Below are 24,184 nucleotides of genomic sequence, written 5' to 3' on the forward strand. Positions count from 1 at the left end.
GCAGGATGATCCGCGCTGCGAGGATCGTTCCCGCATCGTCTCTCGGCCACCCTGTCGCCATGGAGCGGATATCGGCGCGGCCGGTCAAGCGCCCTGCGCTCATGCGGGACATGCAAGGACGGCTCCGATCGTGCCTCCCCCGGGGAACCCTGCGCGCCGTCCTGGGTTGCCAGACTGAACCGCAGGACAAGGAACCTTCGCATGGGCGCCGCCACGGCCGACACGACGCGCAATCACGGAACCCATGGCTTGGCGGAACTGCCCTCCGTCCATCTGACCAGCTACAACCTCGAAATCCGCGACCAGGACGGCTTCGTCGGCGACAAGGCCAGCCGCAGCGCCTTCGTCGACCACCTCGACGCGCTGCGCCGGCATCTGCGCAAGACCGGCGACGATCCGCTCGCCGGCGACACGGCCGCGCTCAGCAAGAAGGAGCTGGATGAGCTGCTGCTCAAGGGCGAACCGCATGAGGCCGCACTCGTGCTGAGCGCGATCGAGAGCTTCGCCCAGTCGCTCGCCTTCGTCATCCGCCGCTTCATCAAGCTCAAATCCTGGGCGCCCGTCGAACGCATCGCCGTCGGCGGCGGCTTTCGCGAAAGCCGGATCGGCGAGCTCGCCATCGGTCGTGCCGGCATCCTCCTGCGCACGGAGGGGCGCGAGATCGACCTCAGGCCGATCCGCCATCATCCCGACGAGGCCGGGCTCGTCGGCAGCGCCCATCTCGCGCCGAAATGGATCTTCGAGGCCTATGACAGCCTCGCCGCGGTCGACATCGGCGGCTCGAACATCCGCGCCGGCATCGTCGAGCTGCGCCAGGACAAGGCGCCAGATCTGAGCAAGGCCCGTGTCTGGGAGTCGGAGCTCTGGCGCCATATCGACGAGGAACCCAGCCGCGACGCCGCGATCAAGCGTCTCGGCAAGATGCTGAACAGCCAGATCCGCCAGGCCCGGAAGGCTGGATTGCGAGTCGCGCCCTTCATCGGCCTCGGCTGCCCCGGCCTGATCGAACCCGATGGCTCGATCGACCGCGGCGCGCAGAACCTGCCCGGCAATTGGGAGAGCAGCCGCTTCAATCTCGTCGACAGCATCCGCGAGATGGTGCCCGAGATCGGCGAGCACGAAACGCAGATCGTGATGCACAACGACGCCGTCATCCAGGGCCTGAGCGAAATGCCGGGGATGCAGGATGTCGAGCACTGGGCCGTGCTGACGATCGGCACCGGGCTCGGCAATGCGAGCTACCGCAATCGGGCCAAGCCGAAGGGCAACGCCTGAATCGGACCCCGCGTCGCGCTATGCGAGCGCGACGCGGGGTCTCTTCTTCTTTCGGTCGTTTTCCCTCGACTGGCGCGAGCTTACGCCTTGCGCAAATCGGCGTTCTTCAATGGCAGGTCGCGGATGCGCTTGCCGGTCGCGGCGAAGATCGCGTTCAGAACGGCAGGAGCCGCGACCGCGATCGTCGGCTCGCCGACACCGCCCCAGAAGCCGCCGGACGGCATGATCACCGTCTCGACCGCCGGCATCTCGTCCAGGCGCAGGACGTTGTAGGCGTCGAAATTCTCCTCGACCATGCGCCCGTCCTTGACCGTGCATTCGCCATAGAGCGCCGCCGAGAGCCCATAGACGAAGGATCCCTCGACCTGCCGCTCGATCTGCGCCGGGTTGACGACATGGCCGGGATCGGTCGCCGCCACGATGCGATGGATCTTCAGCTTGCCCTCGGGACTGACCGAGACCTCGGCGACACCAGCGACATAGGAGCCGAAGCCCATCGTCTGGCAGATGCCGCGATAGACGCCCTCGGGCAACGGCTTGCCCCAGCCCGCCTTCTCGGCCACCGCATTGAGCACCGCGAGATGCTTCGGGTGGTTCTTCATCAGCGCCCGGCGGAATTCGAGCGGATCCTTGCCAGCCGCATGCGCCATCTCGTCCATGAAGGATTCGAGATAGATCGTATTCTGGTTCAGGTTCACCCCGCGCCAGAAGCCCGGCGGCACATGCGGATTGCGCATGGCGTGGTCGATCAGGAGGTTGGGGATACCGTAGCCGATCGAAGCCTCGGGTCCAGGCGGGTTGAGCCCCTGGAAGACGGCAGGATCGCGGCCATTCTGGATGCTCCGCGGGGCGATGCCCGCCAGGATCGACTGGCCGGAGATGCGCATATGCAGCCCGGTCAGGTTGCCGTCCTTGTCGAGCGCGCCGGTCAGCTTGCATTGCGTGATCGGGTGGTAGCGGCCATGCGTCATGTCCTCCTCGCGCGACCAGATCAGCTTGATCGGCGTGCCCGGTACCTGCTTGGCGATCAGCACGACCTGCCTGACCCAGTCATGCACCGCGCCGCGCCGGCCGAAGCCGCCGCCGAGATCGATCTTGTAGGCTTCGCATTTGGACGGCGGCAGGCCCGAGGCCTCGGCCGTGGCCGCGAGCGCAGCCTCGCCATTCTGGGTCGGCGTCCAGACCTCGCAACGCTCCGGCGTATAGAGCGCCGTGGCGTTCATCGTCTCCATCGTGGCGTGGTTCTGGAAGGGATAGCTGTAGACGGCTTCGACCGTACGGGCCGCATTGGCGATCGCGGCCTTCGCATCGCCAACCTGATTGCCGATCGCCGCCTGGGGCGCGTCCAGCCCTTCCTTGAGCCAGGCCGCGATGCTCGCGCTGGAGACCTTGGCGTTCTCGCCCTCATCCCATTCGATCGGCAGCGCATCGAGCGCGGTCTTGGCCTGCCACCAGGTCTCGGCGACCACGGCGACGCCGCTCTCGCCGACCGGCAGGACATGCCTGACACCCGGCATCGCCCTGACCACGGCGGCATCGAAACTCTTCACCTTGCCGCCGAAGACCGGGCAATCCTTGATCGCGGCGTTGAGCATCCCCGGCATCTTGAGGTCCATGCCGTAGATCTTCTTGCCGTTGGTCTTGTCGGCGGTGTCGAGCCGCGGCAGGGGCTTGCCCGCGATCGTCCAATCCTTCGGATCCTTGAGCGCGACGTCCTTGGGCGCCTCGAGCTTGGCGGCCTCGGCTGCGACCTGGCCGTAGCGCAGCGAGCGGCCCGAAGCCTTGTGCGTGATCACGCTCTTCTGCGCCGTGCATTCGGCGGCCGGCACCTTCCATTCATTGGCTGCAGCCTGGATCAGCATCATCCGCGCCGCTACACCGCCCTTGCGGACATAGTCGTGCGATTCGCGAATGCCGCGGCTGCCGCCGGTCGAGAAATTGCCCCAGACCCGATTGCGCGCCAGGCTTTGTCCCGGCGTGGGATATTCGGTCGTCACCTTGGACCAATCGCAGTTCAGCTCCTCGGCGACGAGCTGGGCGAGACCGGTCAAGGTGCCCTGCCCCATTTCGGAGCGGGCGATCCGGATCACCACTTTGTCGTCGGGATGGACGACGACCCAGGCATTGATTTCAGGCGTGACGCCTTGCGCCAGCGCCTCCCCCGTCAGCGGGATGGCAAAGCCGAAACTGAAGGCTCCGGCGGCGGCAGCCGAGCCCGCGAGCAGGCTGCGGCGGGACAAAGTCGTCGAGGATGCGATCGAGGCGGATGTCATGTGGTCCTCCAGATCTCGGTTTTGGCGCGAGGGCGGCGATGGCTACCGGAGCCGTCAGGCTCGACCCTGTGCTGCGGACACTCTTTGGAAGGGAGCAAATCGGCCGGCGGTCTCGAGGGATCAGCCGCGACCGAGCGCGCCGCTGGCGGCGACATCAAGGATCGCCGCCTTGACTCGGGTATAGGTGCCGCAGCGGCAGATATTGGTCATTTCATTGGCGATGTCGGCCTCGCTCGGCTTCGGATTCGCCTGGAGCAAGGCGGCGGCGGTCAAGATCATGCCGCTCTGGCAGAAGCCGCATTGCGGCACGTCATGAGCAATCCAGGCCAATTGCACCGGATGCGAACCGTCGGGCGACAGGCCCTCGATGGTGACGATCTTCTGTTCCGGCGTCACCGCATTCACGGGCAAGACGCAGGTCCGTGTCGCGACCCCGTCGATCAGCACCGTGCAGGCGCCGCATTGGGCGACGCCGCAGCCATATTTCGTTCCCGTCAATCCAATCTGCTCGCGGATCACCCAGAGCAGCGGCGTATCATCCGCGGCCTGAACATCGAGCGTCTTGCCGTTCACATTAAGCTTCGCCACTGCAAACCTCCCGGTTTCGCTATGAGAAGGGCGGCGAGAGCGCGTGCGCGCCTCGTCGTGGAGCATGTGTTCGTCCAACGGACCTCATATGCGTCCGCCGGACATGCGACGAATTTTTGATTGGAGGAGAGTGAAGCTTAGAAGCGCGTCGCCCGCTAGAACCAGTCTTCGCGGCGATGGCGGCGCTGTAAAAGCCTCGGCGAAACGCGTTTTGGCTCAACCAAATGCCGGAATGCGCCGGATTTCCCGCTTCGACGCCATCTTCATGTCCTGTTTGTCGTCAATGACGGCCGCAGCCTTCGGCTCGCCGGTCGCAGGCATCACGGCAATGTGATGTTTTCTTCGCCAACAGCCCCATCTGCGCAACAAGGTTCTCCCATTGCCGGCCACCACGCATTTTTCCTCGCTGCCTTGCCTTGAAGACGCTCGCAAGGCGAGGGTTGGCCTCCAAGCGAATCAGTCTCAACGAGGCGCGACCGGAATGCCTGCGCAGGCGGGGCAAGCCCCCTTTCCCACCCGTAACCATGGTCGCGCCGCGCCCGCAGGGCACGCCCTCCTGGCCTTGCTGGCGGCTGCGCTATTTGCCCTCCTCCTCGGCTCGCTTCAGGCTCTTGCCCAAACGCCAGACCCCAATTCCGGCCGGGCAAAGCTCGATGCCGCGCGTCTCGAGCTGAACCAGATCGAGACGACGCTGGCGGCCCCGAGCCCGAGCGACTCCGACTTGCAGCGCCAGAGGCTGCGCTTGCAACCGCTCCTGGAGCAATTGCGCCGGATCGTCGAGGAGCAGGGTCCCCGCGTCGACCAGGCCAAGTTGCGGCTCGACCAGCTCGGCGCCAAGCCCGACGCCAATGCGCCGCCCGAAAGCGCCGAGGTCACGCGCGAGCGCGAGGTCCGCACCAAGGCCTTCGCCGATGCCGACGAGACGATGAAGATAGCCCGTGCGGCGCAGCTCCAGGCCGAGCAGCTCCAGACCGGCATCAGCGACAAGCGCCGCGATCTCTTCGCCAAGGCGCTCTTCGCGCCAGGCCCGTCGATCCTCAGCCCGGAACTCTGGAGCAATGCGCTGACGACCTTGCCGGAGGATCTGCGCGCCTCCGGCTATATCTTCGGCGGCTGGCTGTCGGTCTTCGGCGATGCCTTGTCAGGCGCGCGCGGTCTGTTCGTCGCGGTCTCCTTCATCGGCGCGATCCTGCTCTACGTCGCCCGCGCCCGTTACCTGCCGCGCTTCAAGGCGCATGTCGGCGCGAGGGAAGACCCCGGCAGCCTGCACTGCCTTTATGTCGCGCTCACCCATCTCGTCGCCGGCGCGGCCCCTCCCGCCCTTGCGAGCTGGCTGATCTATTCCGCGCTCAACACCACGGGATTGCTGCCGCCGCGTATCCAGCCCGTGGTCTGGGCCGTGGTGATCGGGCTCGCCAGCTTCGCCTTCATCCAGGCCTTGGCCGACGCTCTCTTCGCACCCGGCACGCCGCAGCGCCGCCTCGTCAGCGTGATGGATTCGACTGCGCGCACCGTCGTCTGGATCGCAAGCTCGCTCGCGCTGGTGATGGCGATCGGCAAGGTGATGGAAGCCTGGCTGCAGGCGATCGCGGCCGGGCTCGCGGTCTCGATCCTGATCAAAGGCACCTTTTCCATCATCTTCGCGCTGACCCTGATCGCGGGCCTGTATCGATTGCGCGATGACGACGAGGTCGAGGAAGAGGCTTGCCTGGGCCCCTATGTGCCCGTCGACGGCGCCAGTCTCGGCCCGGTGCGGATCCTGGGCTGGGTCGTCGGCCTTGTCATCGTGCTGGCGGCGCTCAGCGGCTATGTCGTCTTCGCGACCTTCCTCACCGAGCAGGTGCTCTGGATCGGCGTCCTCGCCTGCCTGTTCATGCTGATCTATCAGTTCCTCGAACTCGGTGTCGCCCGGGCACTGACCGGCAAGGGCCGCTTCGCCCTGACGCTGAAAGCCGGTATCGGTATCCGCGAGGCCACGCTGCAGAAGATCGCGGTGGTCGGCACCGGTCTTCTCAAGCTGATCGCGATCATCGTCACGATCATGCTGGCGCTGGCGCCCTGGGGGCTGGAGTCGGCCGACTTCTTCTCCTCGCTGCGCGCCGCCTTCTTCGGCTTCCAGGTCGGCGGCGTCACCGTCTCGCTGTCCTCGATCATCATCGCCGCCTTCCTGTTTGCGCTCGGCCTGATGGCGACGCGCTCGATGCAGGGCTGGCTCGACGGCAAATTCCTGCCGACGACGAAGCTCGACACCGGACTACGCAATTCGATCACCACCGCCGCCGGCTATCTCGGCTACGCGGCGGCGGTCGCGCTCGCCTTCTCGTCGCTGGGCCTCAGTCTCGAACGATTGACCCTGGTCGCCAGTGCGCTCTCGGTCGGTATCGGTTTCGGCCTGCAATCGGTGGTTTCGAACTTCGTCTCCGGCCTGATCCTGCTGTGGGAACGCCCGATCCGTGTCGGCGATCAGGTGGTGGTCGGCGACGCGGAAGGCATCGTCAAGAAGATCAATGTGCGCTCGACCGAGATCGCGACCTTCGACCGCTCATCGGTGATCGTACCCAATTCGAACCTGATCTCGGGCGTCGTCCGCAACCGGGTCCGCAACGACCGGACCGGGCGCGTGCTGATCTCGATCGTGGTGCCGCGCACCTATGACCCCGCCGAGGTCCGCACCATGCTGGCGGAGGCCGCAACGGCGCATGGCGACGTGCTGCAGAAACCGCCGCCGAACGTGCTGTTCAAGAAGCTCGGCACCACGACGATGGATTTCGACCTGATCTGCGTCGTCGCCGAGGTCGATATCGTCGGCCGCGTGACCAGCGACCTCAACTATGTCATCCACAAGCGCCTGGCCGAGATGGAGGTTGCTCCGCCTGTCCCCGAACTCGCGGTCAAGGGACTGGAAGGCATCGAGCAATCGCTTGCCGGCATCGCCAAGGCGGTGGGGCGCGAGATCGAGGCGCGCAAGCCGGCCAGGTCCGCCGCGCCGGCCCGTCGCGCGCGGCACCACAAGATCGAAGACGAATCCACGGAGGAGGCCCCTCCGGAGCCGCAGCCCTCGCCCGAACCGGCCAGGGACTTCGCGAAAGACGACAGCAAGGAATGATGCGATGTTTTGTTTCCCACGCGGCGAGCGGAAAGCTCTCGCCGTGACCTGTCCTGCCTTGCTGGCCGGCGCGCTCGCGGTCCTGAACCTCGCCGGCTGTACGGAAGCGCCCCGCGCCAGTCAGCCGGCCTTCTACCGCGATCTTGGCTCGGCCTCGGCCCGCGTCGACGCCGGCGAGGCGCGCGCCATGATCTCGGCCTATCGGATGAATGCCGGGCTGAACGCGCTGACGCTCGACCCGGCCCTCAACGCCGCGGCCCAGGAAGAGGCGAGCGCGATGGCGGCCGCCGACAAGCCGGCCCAGGCGGAAGCCGTGAAGGCGCGCCTCGCCCGTGCCGGACAGCAGGGGGCGGAAGCCAATCTCTCGGCCGGCTATCGCCGGCTGGCGGAAGCCTTCTCCGGCTGGCGCGATTCGCCCCAGCACGACCGCGTCATGAAAACGCCGGGCGCAACCCGCATGGGTATCGCAACCGCTTATGCGCCGGGCTCGAAATACCAGGTCTACTGGGCGCTGATCCTCGCGCCCTGACCGAGAGCGAGAGACTGCGCGGGGAGAGCCGGAGCCGGTTTTCGCATCCGGCTCCAGTCATTCGATCGCGAAATCGAAGATCGTCTTTGGAAAGGGCTCGTTCGCCAGGGTGAAATGCCACCATTCGCGGCCATAGCCGCGAAATCCCTCAGCCTTCATCGCGTCGCGCAGGATCGTCCTGTGCCTGAGCGCGTCCGGACCGACGGACGGATCGCGGCCCGCGCTTTTCACTGAGAAGCAGTCGAAGCTCGTTCCAAGATCGAGGCTGGTCTCCTGCGGGCGCTGCTGGAGAGGGCCATCGCAACGCCCACCACCTGCGGGCGTCGGCAAGGCAGGCTCATCGCGGCGGACGAGGCCGACATCGACGGTCGATCCGCGCGAATGGCTCGACGCCGAGGCGATGAAGCCGCGCGCGACCAGCATGTCCTTGGAAACATCGGGATGGAAGACCCGTCCGAGATCGCTCGCCGTCCCATCCTGCGCCCAGGCCAGAAAGGCCCGGACCGCCCGCGCCGGCCGGTAGCAATCGAACAGTTTCAGCGCATAGCTGGACCTCCCCAGCCGCGCCTCCACGCGGATCAGGGTCTGCCCTGCCGCCCGGGTCAGCACGCAATCGGCACGGCCATAGCCGGCGACAGCTGCGCCGGTGAAATTGAAGGCGGAAGCGTAGCGGATGTCCTGGCGTATCCCGGGAGCGATCTCGCGCAGGCGGATGAAGCCGTCCGGCAGCGGCTCGCCGGCCCGAGCGGGCGCAAGCGCGGCGAGGAGCAGGCCACCGATCCAACCGAGCCGCCAGCCGAGCTTCATCGCCGCATCATGGCCCATGCGCTGTCCGTATGCGACCCTCTAAGGCTTCGCTCCGAACGGCAAGGGCGGCGCATCGGCCTTCAGCACGATGCCGACGCGACGGTTGAAGGCGAGGTAAGGATTGTCCTTGATCAAGGGATCGGTATCGCCCTTGCCGGTGACCGAGGCGAAGCGCTCATTGGGCACGCCGGCATTGGCCAGGATTTCGCGCACCGCCGCCGCGCGGCCCACCGACAAGGTCCAGGGATCGCCCTCCGGCAACTGACCCGGGCGCGGCGTCGCGGTGTGCCCGGTCAGCGTGATCTTGTTGGGCAGGCGCCTCAGCGAAGGCGCCACCGCCGCGAGCACCTTGCGCATGCGTTCATTGGGCTGGCTCGAGCCTTCCGCGAACATGGCGCGGCCATCCTGATCGACAAGCTGGATGTCGATGCCCGCTTCCGAGACCTCGACCAGGATGTTGCGCGAGACTTCCGCAATCTCCGGCATCTCGCGCAAGGCCTGTCGCAGCGAGGCCGCGGCGAGCGCGAAACCGCGATCATGCGTCGCCGCGATCAGCCCGTCTTCCTTCTGGTTGTTGTGGTTGGGCGCGGTCGTGTCGGAGGCGTCCTCCAGCGGCCGGATATAGGCGTTCTTGATATGGGTCTTGGTCGGGATGCCGTCGACCTCGACGATGCCGGCCAGCCGCATGTCCTTTTGTGTGCCGAAGGCCTCGCGCATCGAGCCTGCGACGATCTGCATCTTGTTCTTGTCCTGGCTCGAATAGGCCGCGACCATGACGAAGAACGCCATCAGCAGCGCCATCAGATCGGCGAAGGTCACGAACCAGCCGTGACCGCCATGCGCTCCGCGCTTCTTCTTCGCCATCGTTCGGGCCCTAGATCACGCCGCATTCGGGCGGAACCGTCCGAACGCGGAAAACCGTGATCGATTCTAATAGTTTAGAGCATTGCCCATGCGAAAGCCCGGTGCTCACTTTTTCGCGTAATGCTGTCGTCATGCCGCCGCCATCTCAGCGCGGTGATGGTCGGGCAGATAGGCGAGCAGCATCTCGCGCACCAGCGTCGCGCTCTTGGCGTCGCGCATCTGCAGCACGCCGTCAATGATCAGCGTGCGCGAGATCTCCTCCTCCTCGAGCTTGATATGCAGCTTGTCGGCGATCGGCAGGGTGATCATGTTGGCGACCAGCGCGCCGTAGAGCGTGGCGAGCAAGGCTGTCGCCATAGCCGGTCCGAGCTTGGACGGGTCGCTCATATTGGCGAACATCGAGACCATGCCGATGATGGTGCCGACCATGCCCCAGGCCGGGGCGCAGTCGCCGATGGCGCGATAGACCTTCGAGCCTTCATCGAGCCGCTGTAGGAAGTTGTCGCGGTCGCGCTCCATCGTGTCGCGGATGAAATCCTTGTCGTAGCCGTCGGCGATATAGCGCAGCCCCTGCGCCAGGAACGTGTCGGAAACCTCGACGCTTTCCAGGGCCACCGGCCCGCTCTTGCGGGCGATCTCGGCGACGCGGGTGATCTCCTCGATCAGCTCGCGCGGATTGACCGAGCGCAGGGTGAAGGCGAAGCGCAGGCCCATGGGCAGGCCATGCGCGATCACCGAGAACGGAAACCGCACCATAGTGGCGGCAGTGGCGCCCCCGAAAATGATGATCATGGCGTGTTTGTCGTAATAGGCAGCGAAATTGCCGCCATCGATGATGATCAGAGAGCAGATCGTCGCGATACCGGCGAGGATGCCGACGCCAGTTGCGATATCCATGGAAACCACCTCGATCCGGCCGATGCGCGCCGCGCGAAGCTGCCCCGCTTCTGCAGCACAAAAAACCTTAGAAGGCGGCCATTGAACGAAGCGTTAAGGTTGAGGCCTTGCTCACATCTCCACGTCAGCTAAAGCTCTCAGCATGTCCCTGTTTGCAATCTATACTCGCGTGCTTGGTGAGCTTGGTCCCGAAAAGCGGCTCGGCCTGATCTTGGCGCTCGCCAATATCCTGCTCGCGGCAGCGGCTTTTGCCGAGCCGATGCTGTTTGGCGCGCTGATCGACAAGCTGTCGGCCGTGCAGGGCGCCGGCCAGCGTCTCGCCTGGGGCGACCTCAACGCTTTGATCCTGGCCTGGGTCGGCTTCGGCCTGTTCACCATCGCCGCCAGTGTCTTCGTCTCCCTGCATTCCGACCGGCTCGCCCATCGCCGCCGGCTCGCCGTGATGGCGAACTATTTCGAGCACGCGCTGACACTGCCGCTCGCCTACCACACCCAGACCCATTCCGGCCGCGTGCTCAAGGTGATGCTCGACGGCACCAGCGGCATGTGGGCGCTGTGGCTGTCCTTCTTCCGCGAGCATTGCGCCAGCCTCGTCGCGCTCTTCATCCTGCTGCCCTTCACGCTGTGGAAGAACTGGCAGCTTGGCCTGCTGCTGATATCGCTTGTCGTGCTCTTCGGCGCGCTGACCGCCTATGTGCTGCGCAAGACCGACAAGTTGCAGAGCAATGTCGAGGCCTATCACTCAAACCTCGCCGAACGCGCCTCGGACGCGCTCGGCAATGTGCCGGTGATCCAGAGCTTCACGCGCATCGAAGCCGAGGTGCGCGGCCTGCGCTCGACCATTGCGAGCCTGCTGGAAGCCCAGCTCCCGGTCCTGTCCTGGTGGGCGATCGCGACAGTGGCGACGCGCGCCTCGGCGACGCTGACCGTGCTCGCGATCTTCGTCGTCGGCGCCTGGCTCCTGATGCAGGGCCTCACGACCGTCGGCGAGATCGTCACCTTCATGGGCTTCGCCACCATGCTGGTCGGCCGACTCGAGCAGATCGTCGCCTTCGTGAACTTCATCTTCATGCAGGCGCCCAAGATGCGCGAATTCTTCGAGGTGCTGGACACGCTGCCCGCCGTGCGCGACCTGCCCAGCGCCAAGGATGCCGGGCGCTTGTCGGGGGCGGTCGCCTTCGAGGACGTCTCCTTCTCCTATGACGGCAAGCGCACGGCCGTGCAGGACGTCTCATTTGCGGTGAAGCCGGGCGAGACCATCGCCATCGTCGGCTCGACCGGTTCGGGCAAATCGACCACGCTTGGCCTGCTGCACCGGGCCTTCGACCCGCAATCGGGCCGCATCACCGTCGATGGCCTCGACATCCGCGACATCTCGCTTCTGTCGCTGCGCCGCAATATCGGCGTCGTCTTCCAGGAGCCGATGCTGTTCGCACGCTCGATCCGCGAGAACCTCACCGTCGGCAAGCCCGATGCCACCGACGCCGAGATGATGGAGGCGCTCGACCGCGCGCAGGCCACCGAGGTAATGGCGCGCCAGCCCGACGGGCTCGACACCCTCGTCGGCGAACGCGGGCGGACCCTCTCGGGCGGCGAGCGCCAGCGTCTGTCGATCGCGCGCGCCTTGCTCAAGAACCCGCCGATCCTGATTCTCGACGAGGCGACATCGGCGCTCGACGCCGCGACCGAGGTCAAGCTGCAGAAGGCGCTGGAAGAGGTGATGAAGGGGCGCACCACCTTCGTCATCGCCCACCGCCTCGCCACCATCCGCAATGCCGACCGCATCCTGGTCTTCGAGCAGGGCCAGGTCATCGAGATGGGCTCCTTCGAGGAGCTCGTCGCCAAGGGCGGACGTTTCGCCGCGCTGGCGCGGGCGCAGTATCTCGTCGCCGACAAACCCGCGGCGCTGGCGGAGGAGGCTACTAGCCCGCTGGCGGCCAAGATCACATTCGATTGAGGCGAACGCCTCGCCTCGATCTTGCATCGTTCTCGGTGCGGCAAACAGGCGAGCAAGATGCCATCCTAGTGCGGTAAGCTGAGGCAGGTTGCCCTGGCGGCCTGTTTCCGCACGCCCTTTTCAAGCCAATCATTTCGGGACGGCCCCTTGAACACCATGATCCTCCGCCTCGCCTGCGCCTGGGCGACCGTTGCCGCTTTCCTGCTCTTCGGAGGCAGCCTGCTCGGCCAGCTCGGCGCGCCGCTGGCGTCTGCAGCGATCTTCCTGTGGCTGCTGGGGATCATCATCTGGGCGGCGTTCGGTGTGGTTCACGAGGCGGAGATCCTGGCCGGCCGGCTCGGCGAGCCTTTCGGGACGCTGATCCTGACGCTCTCGATCGTGATCATCGAGGTGGCGCTGATCTCGGCTGTGATGCTTGGGGCCAAGGGCGCGCCGACGCTGGGGCGCGACACCATGTTCGCGGTGCTGATGATCGTGCTCAACGGTGTGGTCGGCATCGGCCTGCTGGTGGGCGGCCGACGCCATTTCGCGCAGAGCTACAATCTGAAAGGCGCGTCTTCTTATCTCGCGGTGATCATTCCCCTGACCGTGATCCCGCTTATGCTGCCGAATTTCACGACATCGACCAGCAACGGCACGCTGACGACGCTGCAATCGGTCTCTTTCTCGCTGTTCACCATCGCGCTCTACGGCGCCTTCCTCGTGCTCCAGACCGGGCGCCACCGCTCCTTTTTCCAGGAGCCGACGCGCGAGCAGGGGCCGCTGCCTCGTACCGCCATGCCCGGCGATGACGAGCCCAGCGAGGACGACCACGGCCATGACGATCCAGGCGGCACGACCGCGAAGCATGTCGTCCTGCTGCTCGCCAACATCCTGCCGATCGTCATCCTGGCGAAGAGCCTCGCGGCGGTGCTGGATTTCGGCATCATCAAACTCGGGGCTCCCGTCGCGCTTGGCGGTATCCTGATCGCCATGGTGGTGTTCACGCCGGAATGCATCGCGGCGCTGCGGGCGATCAGCGCCAACCAGCTCCAGCGCGCGATCAATCTGTGCCTCGGCGCGGCGGCCTCGACGCTCGGCCTGACCGTGCCGGCCGTACTCGCGATCGGCCTGTTGACGGGGCAGGAAGTCGTGCTCGGCTTGTCGGGAAGCAATATGGTCATCCTGGCGATGACGCTGCTGCTCTCGACGCTGACCTTCACCGGCACGCGCACGACAATGCTGGAGGGCGCGGTGCATCTCGCGGTGTTCTTCGTGTTTTTAGTGCTGGTGTTCAGCCCATGAGCAGCGCCGCGATGACCTGAGAGGTAATCGACCCTATGCCCTCGACAGGGCAACGTCCTCTGGAGAAATCGGCCGTTCCGGCCCGAACAGGGAGACGACCATGACAGCCTACGCCATCTGCCATCTGCGCAATGTCGAATTGGGAGCCGACATCGTCGACTATATCCGGAGGATCGACGCGACGCTTGCGCCTTTCAGCGGACATTTCCTCATTCACGGCGCAACGCCGGAGATCGTCGAAGGGCCCTGGCCGGGCGACCTCGTCATGATCGCTTTTCCCGACATGGAGGCAGCGCGCGGCTGGTACGCTTCGCCCGCCTACCAGGAGATCCTGCCGTTGAGGACGAGGAATTCGACAAGCGTCACCATGCTGGTCGACGGTGTGCCCGAGGGCTACAAGGCGACGCAGGTGCTGGCCAAGCTCAGCTGAGCCAACCGCTCAGGCCGCCTTGCCGTTCACCAAAAGCTCGGTCTCGACGAACGACTTGACCTCCCCGGCCGCAACGCCCGGCGCGATGAAGCTTTTGCCGATGCCATGCGCCAGGATGAAGGTCATGGCGCCGCGCTTGACCTTCTTGTCCTGCGCCATCGCCGTCACGATCTCGTCGGCGCTGCCCGCCCCGCCCGGCACCTGCTGGAGCCGGCTCGGGAGCCCGACCTGGTCGAGATGGCGGGCGACGCGGACCGCGTCCTGGCCGGAGCACAACCCCAGGCGCTGCGAGAAGCGGAAGGCGAGCGCAAGCCCGATCGCAACCGCCTCGCCATGGACGAGACGCGTCGAATCGTAATGCGTCAGCCGTTCCAGCGCATGGGCGAAGGTGTGGCCGAGATTGAGCAGGGCCCGATCCCCCTCCTCGCGCTCGTCACGCGCGACGATGGCAGCCTTGGCCCGACAGGCGACCGCCACCGCATGGTCGCGCTCGGGCCCGCCGGTGATGATCCGGCTCCAATTGGTCTCGCACCAGTCGAAGAAGCCGGCATCGTCGATCAGCCCGTATTTGACCACCTCGGCATAGCCGGCCTTGAACTCGCGCTCGCTCAGCGTGTCGAGCAAGGCGGTGTCGGCGATGACCAGCGCGGGCTGGTGGAAGGCACCGATCAGGTTCTTGCCATGGGTGGAGTTGATCCCGGTCTTGCCGCCGACGGAGGAATCGACCTGGGCCAGGAGGCTTGTCGGAATCTGGATGAAGCGCACGCCGCGCCGCAGCACCGCGGCCGCAAAGCCGGTGAGATCGCCGACGACGCCGCCGCCTAGCGCGATGACGAGATCCTGGCGCTCGATCTTGGCCGCCAGCAGCGCCTCGCAGAGCTCGATCAGCCTTGCATAGGATTTCGAGGCTTCGCCCGGTGGGATCACGATGCGGGTCGCCGCGATCCCCTCCTGGTGCAGACAGGCCTCGAAAGCCGGGGCATGCAATTCCGCGACATGCGCATCGGTCACCAGCGCCGCCTTCGCGCCCGGTGCGAGCCGCGCGATCAGGGCCGCTGCCTCGCAAAGCTGGTGCCGGCCGATATGGATATCGTAGGAGCGGCCTTCGAGCGCGACCGGGACGATGATCCGCCCCCCTGGGCTTTCTTGAGCTGGAATAGTCATAATTCTTGCAACCCGGATGGCGGCGGCCGCAGATGTTGACCCAGCGCCGCGACGACATCCTCGACCACGACGTCGAGGGGATCGTCGCGCGAGATCAAGGTCAGGTCGGCCAGCGCATAGACCGGCTCGCGCTCGGTCAGCATCCGGCGCAGCGTCGCGTCGGGGTCGGCGGTCTGCAGCAATGGCCGGTTCGAGCGCTTGCGGACGCGGCGCATCAGCACCTCGGGCTCGGCCTTGAGCCAGACCGAGATGCCGAGCTTGGCGATGCGCTCGCGCGTCTCGGCATTCATATAGGCGCCGCCGCCCGTCGCCAGCACGAGCGGCGCGCGCGTGGTCAGGATACGGCCGATCACCCGCCGCTCGCCGTCGCGGAACTCGGTTTCGCCGCGCTGGGCGAAAATCTCGGGGATGCTCATGCCCGCCGCCGTCTCGATCTCGGTATCGGCATCGACGAAGGGCAAACCGAGCCTGGTCGCCAACCGTCGGCCGACCGCACTCTTGCCCGAGCCCATCATGCCGACTAGCACGATCGCGCGCTGGCCCAATGCCGCGCGCAAATCTTCGCGATCCACACGTAGACCCTTGCTATCTCGTTGGTCGAGCGTCTCGACAATCATCATTCTGGCATTTCCTCAACGCCCGTTTAGCATGAGCGATCACGCGCCGTCATGCCCTCACGAAACCTTGCCCTCCCCGCAGTCTCGCGCCGGCCCTTGCGCCTTCCCCGCCGCTTCGGGAATAACCGATCAGTCCTGATTCCGGGCCAGAACTTCGAGGGCCGCCACACCGTGCCGACGCTGTTCAGATTCATCGCCTTTCTCGCCATTCTCGGCGGGCTGATCTTCGGCGGCATGGTCGCGCTGGTGACCTTCGTCCAGCCCGAACCGCGCGAGATCGTCGAGATCGTGCCGCCAGCCAAGCTGCAGCCGCGATGAGCCGCGAGGGCCGCGCAAGGCTGAAGGCCTTCCTCGACATGCTGGCGGCCGAGCGCGGCGCGGCCGGCAATACGCTGGAAGCCTATGAGCGCGACATCGACGACTACCTGGAATGGCTCGGCGGCAAGGCGCTGGGCGATCTTGCGGCGGACGATATCCGCGGCTGGCTCGGCGACATCGCCGCGCGCGGCCTCAAGGCGTCCTCGGCCGCGCGCAAGCTCTCGGCCGTGCGCCAGTTCCATCGCTTTCTCTACACCGAGGGGCTCTTGCCCAACGACCCCTCGGCCGCCATCGAAGGCCCGAGGCAGGGCCGTCCCCTACCGAAAGTGGTCTCCGTCGCTGATGTCGACCAGTTGATCGAGACGGCGCGGCTGGCGAGCGAACGCGACGGCTTGTCGAAGCCCGCCCGCCTGAAGGCGCTGCGGATGCGCTGCCTGATCGAACTGCTCTACGCCACGGGCCTGCGCGTCTCGGAGCTGATCGCATTGCCGCTTTCGGCCGCGACCACGCGCGAACGCTTCCTGGTGGTGCGCGGCAAGGGCGACAAGGACCGGCTGGTGCCATTGAACGAAGCCGCGCGCGAGGCCGGGCTCGCCTATCTCGAGGCGCTGCGCCAGGCGGGCGGGGCCGACAGCCGCTGGCTTTTCCCCTCCGATGGCGAAAGCGGGCACCTGACCCGCCAGGCCTTCGCCCGCGATCTCAAATCGCTTGCCGCGGCGGCCGGGCTCTCACCCGCTGCCTTGAGCCCGCATGTGCTGCGCCACGCCTTTGCCAGCCACCTCCTGCAGAACGGCGCCGATCTGCGCGTCGTGCAGGAACTGCTCGGCCATGCCGATATCGCCACCACCCAGATCTACACCCATGTCCTCGACGAGCGGCTGAAAAGCATGGTCCGCGACCTGCACCCGCTCGCCGACGAGAGCTAGTGTCAGATCTCACGAAGTTTGAGCCTGTCTCACAAGGTTTGAGGCCGGCCGACCCCGAATCTCATGAAGGTTGAGCTACATCACGCAGAGCAGCGTGACGTCCCGCTACGCTCTCGGGCCAAAGAGCTATCTGCTGGGCCGCCTTGCGCCGGGGGGGGGGCGACGATGGCGCGGTGGCGGCCAATGGGCCGATGCGCGAGGCCCGCGACCGGCTCGGTCTGACGACGGTGCTCACGTCATGAACGGCGCTCTGGTCCTGAAGACCGTCCAAGGCACCACGCCGATTGCCATCGACGCGCGAGCCGGGAGCGAGCTGTCCATGCACGCGTCGGCGCAGGGCTACGTCGCATTGGCTTTCGTCCCGAGATCGCATCGCGAACGCATTTTGCGTCAGCCGCTCGTGGCACTGACTCCCCATTCGATCACGGAGCCAAGCAAGCTCGAAGGCAATCGCGGCTTTGCGCTGCCCGGTCTGGGCAACGGGCACGCGATTCAATCAGTCCCATCTCCCTCGGCAAAGCGGCGGAGCGCTGCGGGATCGGTGATGTGGATGGAGCGGTAGGTGTTGGTCAGCCATCCCGCCGCAGAGAAGCGCTTGAGCGCGGCGTTGACCTGCTTGCGGGAGGCATTGGCCATCACCCCCACCTCGCTCTGGGTCAGCGGGATCGGAACCTCTCCGATCCATGTGGTGCGCTGAAGGACCGAGGCGACCCGCCTGTCCACGTCGGGTCTTTGGAGATCGTCGATCACGCGGAATAAAACCTCGACCGTCATCATCAGCAAGAGCGCGACATGGTGCACGACCATCGGATCGCGCGCCGCCATCTGATCCATCGCGTCGAGGGGAAGGTATAGCATCGTCGTTTCGACGACGGCGCGGATCTCTGCCCGCCGAGGCTTTCGCGTAAGGAAGCAACCTTCGCCGGTCCAGTGGCCCGGAACACCCAGAAGAATCAGGCGCGGCGTGGCGCCGCTCTGAGCAAAGCTGATGCTAACGGTGCCTGTTACTAGCCCGTAAATTCCCCCTGCGGGATCGTCGAGGCGAAATACTCTGTCGCCCGGCGCGAAGCGCAGCAACACCGAGCGCTGCAGCACCTCGGTCCGGAACGCTTCCGGCAACAATGGTAGCCAGCCACGCTCGCTCATGATCTCCTCGGCGCGGGCCCTGCTGACTTGCTTCACGTAAAGCTCCAACTTTGTCCGATTCCGGACAAATACGCTTCTCCAAGCGTTTATAGTAGCCGCGTTACGCCGCCACTTCCTTATTCCCACTCCTACGCAAGCTGGATGGGATTGGACAACTGGCGCGCGACGAGATGGCGCTCGGAGGCGGTGATATGGTCCGCGGCTTTGGGAAGAAAGATGACGCGATCCCTCATAATGGGATCGCGCGGGAGGCATCGTCGCGCGGTCTGTCTGAAACCGTCTTTGCCGATCCGGTGGTTGGAGGCCGCGCTCGGCTGACGACCAGCACGCTGACCGCCATCATCCTCCCGGCGACGAATGAGCTCATCGCGGTGACCGGGCACTGCCGGTCGTTTCCTCCGGACCGACGGAAAGGAAGCAAGGTCATGAAGCGGCTTCTCGCCCTCGTGACGATTCTGGGCGGCGTGCTGCCCGTTCAGGCAGCAGAGCCGTTTCCCGTTGCACAGCGAGCAGCTTCATTCGCCACGGCTGGCGGCCCGACCTTTTCCTTCACCGGTTATGGCTGGGCCTCGGCTCTGCACGGGCGCGCCTCGACTCTGCCACCGCTGCCGGCGGCCAAGGTCGATCTCAGCTTCCCGGACATCCTGAAGGACTTCAACGGCGGCTTGATGGGCGTCGCCGAGATGCGGCTCGGCAACTGGGGCTTTATCGCCGACGCCATGTTCAGTCAGGTGACCTCGGGGGCTGCCCTGCCCGGGCCATACTTCTCCAGCGTGAAACTGCGCTCGCAGACGCTCACGCTGCAAGCCACTGCCCTGTATCGGCTCTACAGTGATGCCAGCTTCGATTTCGACCTCGGTGCGGGGCTGCGCTTCTGGAATCTCGATAACCGTCTGAAGATCGGCCCGGGCGCTTTGAATTTCGCCATCGAACATTCCGAAGCGGAGAACTGGCTCGACCCGGTGCTGGCCGCCCGGCTGATCGCTCGCCTCGGCGGGCCTTGGAGCGTGACCCTGATCGGAGACGTCGGGGGCTTCGATGTGGGCTCGCGGTTGACCTGGCAGGCGCTCGGGACGGTGAACTACCGCTGGAACGAGAACTGGGTGTTCCACGCCGGTTACCGGGCCCTTCATGTCGACTACAGCAAGGGCCGCTTCCTCTACGACACGACCATGCACGGCCCGATCCTGGCCACGACCTATCGGTTCTGACGGCGCGCCGGAACGCTCATGCTCATGCTCGACATCTTCGCCTGGCTCGTTCTTGTCGTGCTGCTGTTCAGCACGATCGCCGTCGTTGTCCTGCTCGCCATGCTGCCGGGTATGATAGCGCGGCGGCGTGGCCACGACGCGGCATTCGCCGACGCACTTCCCGCCGGCTCCGTCGGAGATGCCGCGATCTTCACCGAGCGGGTCCAGCCCGCTCATCTGATCCGCCGGATCATCGCGATCCTCAACTACGTCAACCCCTTCTGAGCCGTCTGGGCCTTCGCCGGGAGAACATCGTCATGACAAACTCCTCCTCCTCCATCAACAGACGGGCCCTTCTCGCATCGCTCGCGAGTCTTGGTGCGGGAGCCTCCCTGGGCCTGACCGCGAGTCCCTGTGCCGCCCGGGCGGCCGAGCCCGATACCCTGCGCGCGATCGCGAAGGAGGCAACGATCTGGGGCTTCCCGCTCGTCGACAATTACCGCATCCAGTATTCGTATTTTGCGGATCGCGGCGGCCCTGAGTTCAAGGCATCCTGGAACGTGATCGCCAGCACGGCGCGCGTCTACACGCCCGAAGACAAGGCGATCCAGACGCCGAACTCGGACACGCCCTATTCCTATATCGGCGCCGACCTGCGCAATGAGCCGCTGGTGATCTCTGTGCCCGCCGTGGAGGCCGGGCGCTACTACTCGCTGCAATTCATTGACCAGTACACCTTCAACTTCGCCTATGTCGGCAGCCGCGCCACCGGCAACGAAGCCGGCAGCTTCCTGCTCGCCGGGCCGGGCTGGAAGGGGCGCAAGCCTCCGGGCGTGAAGAGCGTGATCCGCTGCGAAACCGATTTCGCCTTCGTACTCTACCGGACCCAGCTCTTCGAGCCGGCCGACATCGAGAAGGTCAAGGCGATCCAGGCGGGTTACAAGGTGCAGCCGCTCTCGCAATTCCTCGGCAAGCCGGCGCCGGCGGCCGCGCCCGTCATCGACTTCCCGCGGCCACTCTCGTCCGAGCGGCAGCGCAATTCGGCCGAGTTCTTCCAGATCCTGAACTTCATCCTGCAATTCTGCCCGACGCACGCTTCCGAGCGGGCTTTACGTCGGCGCTTCGCTAGCATCGGTATCGGGCCGGGTCGGGCTCTGGATATCGCCACGCTTGCACCCGAGCGGCGCAAGGCGCTCGAGGACGGCATGGCTGACGCCTGGAAGGCCTTCGCGACCTTCAAGGCCGGCGAGCTCGACACCGGCAAGCGCACTGCGGCAGAGGGCTTCGGGACGCGGAGCTTCCTGAAGCAGGACTACATGATCCGCATGGCCTCGGCCGCTCTGGGAATCTATGGCAATTCGAAGGAGGAGGCACTCTACCCCTTCTACTATACCGATTCCGCCGGCAAGCCGCTGAACGGCAGGGACGGGCGGTATACGCTGCGTTTCGACCCGAAGAGCACGTTCCCGGTCAACGCCTTCTGGTCGCTGACCATCTATGAGTTGCCGCAGAGCCTGCTCTCGGCAAACGCGATCAACCGCTACCTCATCAACTCGCCGATGCTGCCGTCGCTGAAGCGCGATCCAGACGGGCTGGTGACGCTCTACCTCCAGCACGAGTCACCGGGGCCGGACCGCGAGGCGAACTGGCTACCCGTTCCTGCCGGACCGTTCTGGACGACGCTGCGGCTCTACTGGCCCAAGCCCGAGGCACTGGATCGCCGATGGAAGCAGCCGGCGCTTGTTCGTGCAGCCTGACAGAAGGGAACCGATCATGAGAAAGACATTCGCACTGGTGGCCGCGGCCGCCATCTTCGCAAGCTGGTCCGCTCAGGCGCAGGCTCCCCAGCCCAAGCCGGTGCCCGTCAATGTCGAGAATTTCGCGCGGGCCGAGTCGGACCTCTATTTCGCCGGCATCGTCAGGAACGGCGGCTTCGGCAAGTTCGATCACACGCGCGAGCCCGCGCCGCTCGACAAGCAGACCGTCATTCGCCTCAACCGGGACACTCTCTACTCTTCCGCGGTGTTCGATCTCGATGCCGGGCCGGTCACGATCACGGTCCCCGATGCAGGCCGGCGCTTCATCTCGATGCAAGTGTTCGACGAGGATCAGTACACCCATCGGGTCGCCTACAAGCCGGGCCCCTATACCCTGACGCGCGAGAGCGTCGGCACGCGCTACGTCGCCGTGGCGTTCCGCACCCTGGCCAATCCGGCCGACAGGGACGACATGAAGCAGGCCCATGCGGTGCAGGACGCGATCAAGGTCGAGCAGCCCGGCGGGCCGGGCAAGTTCGAGATCCCGGCCTGGGACCAGGCCAGCCAGAAGAAGGTCCGCGACCTGCTGATCGCGCTCAGTGACACCCTGCCCGACAAGAACCGGATGTTCGGCACGCGCGCGGAGGTCGACCCGGTCCGCTTCCTGCTCGGCGCGGCCTCGGGCTGGGGCGGCAACCCCGACAAGGAGGCCGTCTACCTCAATGTCGTCCCGGAGAAGAACGACGGCAGGACGGTCTACGGCCTGAAAGTGCCGGCGAGCGTGCCGGTCGACGCCTTCTGGTCGGTTAGCCTCTACAACAAGGACGGCTTCTTCGAGAAGAACGAGTTCGGCGCCTATTCGCTCAACAGTATCACCGCGAAGAGGGGCGCCGACGGCGGCGTCGACATCCAGTTCGGCGGCTGCGATGGCGCGCTTCCCAATTGCCTGCCGGTTATGGAAGGCTGGAACTACATGGTCCGCCTTTACCGACCCCGAGCAGAAATCTTGAACGGTACATGGATCTTCCCGGCGGCCACGCCGAAGTAGGCCGCGGCCTGGCAGAGCCGGTGCCGGGGCAGAGGCTTGTTCGGTAGATGGCTGAGGCGGCACGACGAAATAAAGCACCGCCGGCTGTGAATGTTCGATTGAGGTCGGCACTCCGATCGGATTGCGCAGCAGCCCGATCGGCGTGCGCTCTGGTCCCTGGACACCACATTCCGAAATCTGGGAATGGGAGAATCCGTTCGTAACGAAGGTCCGGTTCTGGCAAGCTCTCAACGTCCGAAACTGTCGCAGCACGAGACCGCTGCCGAAGCCGACTCAGCCCAGACTTCCCGCAAAGCGCTCGGCCAGCTTAGCAGCGAGGCAATGTTGGCTCCGCACAGAATTCTCCTGTCTCGGAGTGGCACGGCGCCGCCTCACGCAAGTGTCCGGTCCGAGACCGGCTCGACAGAGACTGGGCCTTAAACCTTCTCTATCGCGAGGAGGAATGGGAGATGCTCCCGCTCTGTATCGCGGACGGGATTGCCGTCGTGCCATGGTCGCCTCTTGCGCGAGGGCGGCTGACCCGCGCCCGGGAGGATACGTCGTCTACGGCGCACGCCGCGGCCGATGAGGTCTGGAAGGCCCTCTGCGCGAAGGCCCAGGAGGCGGACCGCATGGTCGTCGGCCGCGTTGGCGAGATCGCGGAGCCGCGCGGCATTCTACGCGCGCAAGCCGCGCTGGCTTGGCCGCTTCACAAGAAGGCGTGACGTCTCCGCTCGTCGGTGCGACCAAGATGCACCAGCTTGAGGATGCGCTCGCCGCCGTGGACGTCAGGCTGAACGGAGAGGAGATCCGATCACTGGAGGAACCCTACACATCCCGCCCCCTGTCCGGATACCAATGAGCTTCCGGCTCGGACAATCGCGCTGATGGTATCGGTCGGCGAATTGGCCGATCGTCAGGCGGCCTTGCCCAAGCCCGCTCCGCGCCAGCAGGCTATCGAAAAAGTCGGCCGCATCGGCCGATCTTAGCGACTTTGGTGGTTTTATCGGACAAGGTTCTCTACAGGATCCACGGCTCCCACACAGGCTCCTTGCGTATCGCGCTGTGTTGGCTGCGGCTATGCATCGAGAGCGTGTTCGGGCGAAGTGGGCACCGGTTCGCCCGACGACAGAGCGTGAGAGCAAAGGCTAGGGTTGCACGATGAGCGATGCGAGCTTCACCCCGCTTCCGTCCGAGGCCTTTCGGCGCACGCCGTGGAAGAATGGCGGCGGCGTCACCATCGACATCGCCGACGCCTATCGCGAGGGCGCCACGCCGGGCAGCTGGGATGGCATGATCTGGCGCTTCGGCCGCACCAGCATCGTCGCGCCCGGGCCGTTCTCCGATCTTACCGGCTATGAGCGCCTGCAACTCGTCATCGCCGGGAGCGGCCTCGTCCTCGAAACGCCGGCAGGCGAGATCGATCTGCGCAGCCCCTTCAAACCCGCCCGCTATGATGGCGGCACACCGATCATCAGCCGTCTCGAGAACGGCCCTGTCGAAGTGGTGAACCTGATCGCCGACAGGGCGCTCTGCGAGATCGACCTCATCGTCGCAATGGCGGGTCAAAACGCCGCGCTAAGCGCAGGCACCCATGTCATCTACGCGCCGGAGAATGCCTTCACGGGCTCCTGCGACGGAAAGCCTGTCCGGATCGCGCCAGGGCAGGCGCTATCTGTGAAAGTCAGGATTGCCGTATCGCTCGAGGCCGTGACGGGGCTCGCCGTCGTTGCGACCATCGCCCTGCGGTCTCCCCCAGCCTGACACCGCCTCAATGCGCGCGCTTCTTCGCGCCAGGCTTGGTCGCGGTCTGCGACGCGAGGGGATCGCTCGCCGGGAATGTACCTTTCAGCGCCTCGTGCAGATCGGCATCCCCGCTCTTGCCGCGCTTGGCCTGCTTCTGCTCCTGCTGTTCCTTGCGCAGGCTTTCCTTGGCCGGATTGACAGTCGCCATGTGAGATCTCCTCTTTGAGACGTGCCAGACGCCTTCACTGAGGAGTGAACGCACAAAACCTGTGCTCGTTCCGCG

24 protein-coding genes are annotated in these 24,184 nt (G+C 65.6%); 15 read left to right on the forward strand and 9 right to left on the reverse strand.

The features are described 5' to 3' along the window. Positions 1-201: 201 nt before the first annotated feature. Positions 202-1,275, forward strand: coding sequence for an ROK family protein (locus CYD53_RS25415; RefSeq protein ID WP_103720890.1), 1,074 nt, complete (start codon positions 202-204; stop codon positions 1,273-1,275). An 80-nt stretch (positions 1,276-1,355) separates the two neighbouring features. On the opposite strand, the gene CYD53_RS25420 is transcribed toward CYD53_RS25415, so the two are convergent. Together CYD53_RS25420 and CYD53_RS25425 are read right to left on the reverse strand one after the other, a co-directional pair. After that, positions 1,356-3,548 (reverse strand): xanthine dehydrogenase family protein molybdopterin-binding subunit, encoded by a 2,193-nt coding sequence (locus tag CYD53_RS25420; protein ID WP_103720891.1) that lies wholly within the window; start codon positions 3,546-3,548, stop codon positions 1,356-1,358. 120 nt (positions 3,549-3,668) lie between these two features. Next, the gene (locus tag CYD53_RS25425; protein ID WP_103720892.1) at positions 3,669-4,136 is read right to left on the reverse strand and encodes a (2Fe-2S)-binding protein; all 468 of its coding nucleotides are present in this window, start codon (positions 4,134-4,136) and stop codon (positions 3,669-3,671) included. Between the two features lie 481 nt (positions 4,137-4,617). On the opposite strand from CYD53_RS25425, the gene CYD53_RS25430 reads away from it, so the two are divergent. Together CYD53_RS25430 and CYD53_RS25435 are read left to right on the forward strand one after the other, a co-directional pair. Continuing rightward, positions 4,618-7,242, forward strand: a complete 2,625-nt coding sequence (locus CYD53_RS25430) for a DUF3772 domain-containing protein (protein ID WP_103720893.1) — start codon at positions 4,618-4,620, stop codon at positions 7,240-7,242. Positions 7,243-7,246: 4 nt separating this feature from the next. Continuing rightward, positions 7,247-7,771 (forward strand): CAP domain-containing protein, encoded by a 525-nt coding sequence (locus CYD53_RS25435; RefSeq protein WP_103720894.1) that lies wholly within the window; start codon positions 7,247-7,249, stop codon positions 7,769-7,771. Positions 7,772-7,828: 57 nt separating this feature from the next. Here CYD53_RS25435 and CYD53_RS25440 read toward each other — a convergent pair whose 3' ends face one another. The 3 genes from CYD53_RS25440 to CYD53_RS25450 form a co-directional block, all read right to left on the reverse strand. Further along, the gene (locus CYD53_RS25440) at positions 7,829-8,596 is read right to left on the reverse strand and encodes a M15 family metallopeptidase (RefSeq protein WP_103720895.1); all 768 of its coding nucleotides are present in this window, start codon (positions 8,594-8,596) and stop codon (positions 7,829-7,831) included. A gap of 21 nt (positions 8,597-8,617) precedes the next feature. Continuing rightward, positions 8,618-9,442 carry an OmpA/MotB family protein gene (locus CYD53_RS25445; protein ID WP_103720896.1) on the reverse strand — a complete coding sequence of 275 codons (825 nt, stop codon included), beginning with the start codon at positions 9,440-9,442 and terminating at the stop codon, positions 8,618-8,620. Between the two features lie 129 nt (positions 9,443-9,571). Continuing rightward, the gene (locus tag CYD53_RS25450; protein WP_092174904.1) at positions 9,572-10,339 is read right to left on the reverse strand and encodes a motility protein A; all 768 of its coding nucleotides are present in this window, start codon (positions 10,337-10,339) and stop codon (positions 9,572-9,574) included. A gap of 142 nt (positions 10,340-10,481) precedes the next feature. Here CYD53_RS25450 and CYD53_RS25455 point away from each other — a divergent pair, with 142 nt between their 5' ends. From CYD53_RS25455 to CYD53_RS25465, 3 genes are all read left to right on the forward strand, one after another. Continuing rightward, the gene (locus CYD53_RS25455; RefSeq protein WP_103720897.1) at positions 10,482-12,296 is read left to right on the forward strand and encodes a glucan ABC transporter ATP-binding protein/ permease; all 1,815 of its coding nucleotides are present in this window, start codon (positions 10,482-10,484) and stop codon (positions 12,294-12,296) included. 156 nt (positions 12,297-12,452) lie between these two features. Then, positions 12,453-13,580 carry a calcium:cation antiporter gene (locus CYD53_RS25460; RefSeq protein WP_103720898.1) on the forward strand — a complete coding sequence of 376 codons (1,128 nt, stop codon included), beginning with the start codon at positions 12,453-12,455 and terminating at the stop codon, positions 13,578-13,580. Between the two features lie 100 nt (positions 13,581-13,680). Next, positions 13,681-14,010, forward strand: a complete 330-nt coding sequence (locus tag CYD53_RS25465; protein WP_103720899.1) for a DUF1330 domain-containing protein — start codon at positions 13,681-13,683, stop codon at positions 14,008-14,010. A gap of 9 nt (positions 14,011-14,019) precedes the next feature. Here the strand turns inward: CYD53_RS25465 and aroB are convergent, their stop codons facing one another. Together aroB and CYD53_RS25475 are read right to left on the reverse strand one after the other, a co-directional pair. Further along, complete coding sequence (aroB, locus tag CYD53_RS25470; RefSeq protein WP_103720900.1) at positions 14,020-15,174, reverse strand: 3-dehydroquinate synthase; 1,155 nt, start codon at positions 15,172-15,174, stop codon at positions 14,020-14,022. After that, on the reverse strand, positions 15,171-15,689 hold the full coding sequence (locus tag CYD53_RS25475; protein WP_245928435.1) for a shikimate kinase: 519 nt from the start codon (positions 15,687-15,689) through the stop codon (positions 15,171-15,173). The genes aroB and CYD53_RS25475 overlap by 4 nt, the downstream gene beginning before the upstream one ends. 198 nt (positions 15,690-15,887) lie before the next feature. Between CYD53_RS25475 and CYD53_RS25480 the strand changes: the two genes are divergently transcribed. The 3 genes from CYD53_RS25480 (at position 15,888) to CYD53_RS31050 (ending at position 17,597) form a co-directional block, all read left to right on the forward strand. Further along, positions 15,888-16,109 carry a hypothetical protein gene (locus tag CYD53_RS25480; protein ID WP_425428343.1) on the forward strand — a complete coding sequence of 74 codons (222 nt, stop codon included), beginning with the start codon at positions 15,888-15,890 and terminating at the stop codon, positions 16,107-16,109. Then, complete coding sequence (locus CYD53_RS25485; RefSeq protein ID WP_103720901.1) at positions 16,106-17,035, forward strand: site-specific tyrosine recombinase XerD; 930 nt, start codon at positions 16,106-16,108, stop codon at positions 17,033-17,035. The genes CYD53_RS25480 and CYD53_RS25485 overlap by 4 nt, the downstream gene beginning before the upstream one ends. Positions 17,036-17,273: 238 nt before the next feature. Next, positions 17,274-17,597 carry an IclR family transcriptional regulator domain-containing protein gene (locus CYD53_RS31050; protein WP_103720902.1) on the forward strand — a complete coding sequence of 108 codons (324 nt, stop codon included), beginning with the start codon at positions 17,274-17,276 and terminating at the stop codon, positions 17,595-17,597. On the opposite strand, the gene CYD53_RS25495 is transcribed toward CYD53_RS31050, so the two are convergent. Next, complete coding sequence (locus CYD53_RS25495) at positions 17,528-18,217, reverse strand: Crp/Fnr family transcriptional regulator (RefSeq protein WP_103720938.1); 690 nt, start codon at positions 18,215-18,217, stop codon at positions 17,528-17,530. The two genes, CYD53_RS31050 and CYD53_RS25495, sit on opposite strands and share 70 nt — an antisense overlap. A gap of 155 nt (positions 18,218-18,372) precedes the next feature. On the opposite strand from CYD53_RS25495, the gene CYD53_RS30560 reads away from it, so the two are divergent. From CYD53_RS30560 to CYD53_RS25525, 6 genes are all read left to right on the forward strand, one after another. Continuing rightward, positions 18,373-19,392 (forward strand): hypothetical protein, encoded by a 1,020-nt coding sequence (locus tag CYD53_RS30560; RefSeq protein WP_210202431.1) that lies wholly within the window; start codon positions 18,373-18,375, stop codon positions 19,390-19,392. An 18-nt stretch (positions 19,393-19,410) separates the two neighbouring features. Next, positions 19,411-19,656: a DUF3302 domain-containing protein gene (locus CYD53_RS30895; RefSeq protein ID WP_146056008.1), complete on the forward strand. Its 246-nt coding sequence runs from the start codon at positions 19,411-19,413 to the stop codon at positions 19,654-19,656. Between the two features lie 32 nt (positions 19,657-19,688). Further along, entirely contained in the window at positions 19,689-21,128 is a 1,440-nt protein-coding gene (locus CYD53_RS25510; RefSeq protein WP_103720903.1) for a DUF1254 domain-containing protein, read from the forward strand. Positions 21,129-21,144: 16 nt separating this feature from the next. Further along, entirely contained in the window at positions 21,145-22,176 is a 1,032-nt protein-coding gene (locus CYD53_RS25515) for a DUF1254 domain-containing protein (protein WP_103720904.1), read from the forward strand. Between the two features lie 449 nt (positions 22,177-22,625). Then, the gene (locus CYD53_RS25520) at positions 22,626-22,880 is read left to right on the forward strand and encodes an aldo/keto reductase (protein ID WP_210202432.1); all 255 of its coding nucleotides are present in this window, start codon (positions 22,626-22,628) and stop codon (positions 22,878-22,880) included. 436 nt (positions 22,881-23,316) lie between these two features. Further along, a complete protein-coding gene (locus CYD53_RS25525) occupies positions 23,317-23,919 on the forward strand; it encodes a HutD/Ves family protein (RefSeq protein ID WP_103720905.1) in 603 nt (200 codons plus the stop codon). A gap of 7 nt (positions 23,920-23,926) precedes the next feature. Here CYD53_RS25525 and CYD53_RS25530 read toward each other — a convergent pair whose 3' ends face one another. Beyond that, on the reverse strand, positions 23,927-24,109 hold the full coding sequence (locus CYD53_RS25530) for a hypothetical protein (RefSeq protein ID WP_103720906.1): 183 nt from the start codon (positions 24,107-24,109) through the stop codon (positions 23,927-23,929). Between the last annotated feature and the right edge of the window lie 75 nt (positions 24,110-24,184).

The organism is Allobosea psychrotolerans, assembly GCF_002917105.1.
Classification (GTDB): Bacteria; Pseudomonadota; Alphaproteobacteria; order Rhizobiales; family Beijerinckiaceae; genus Allobosea; species Allobosea psychrotolerans.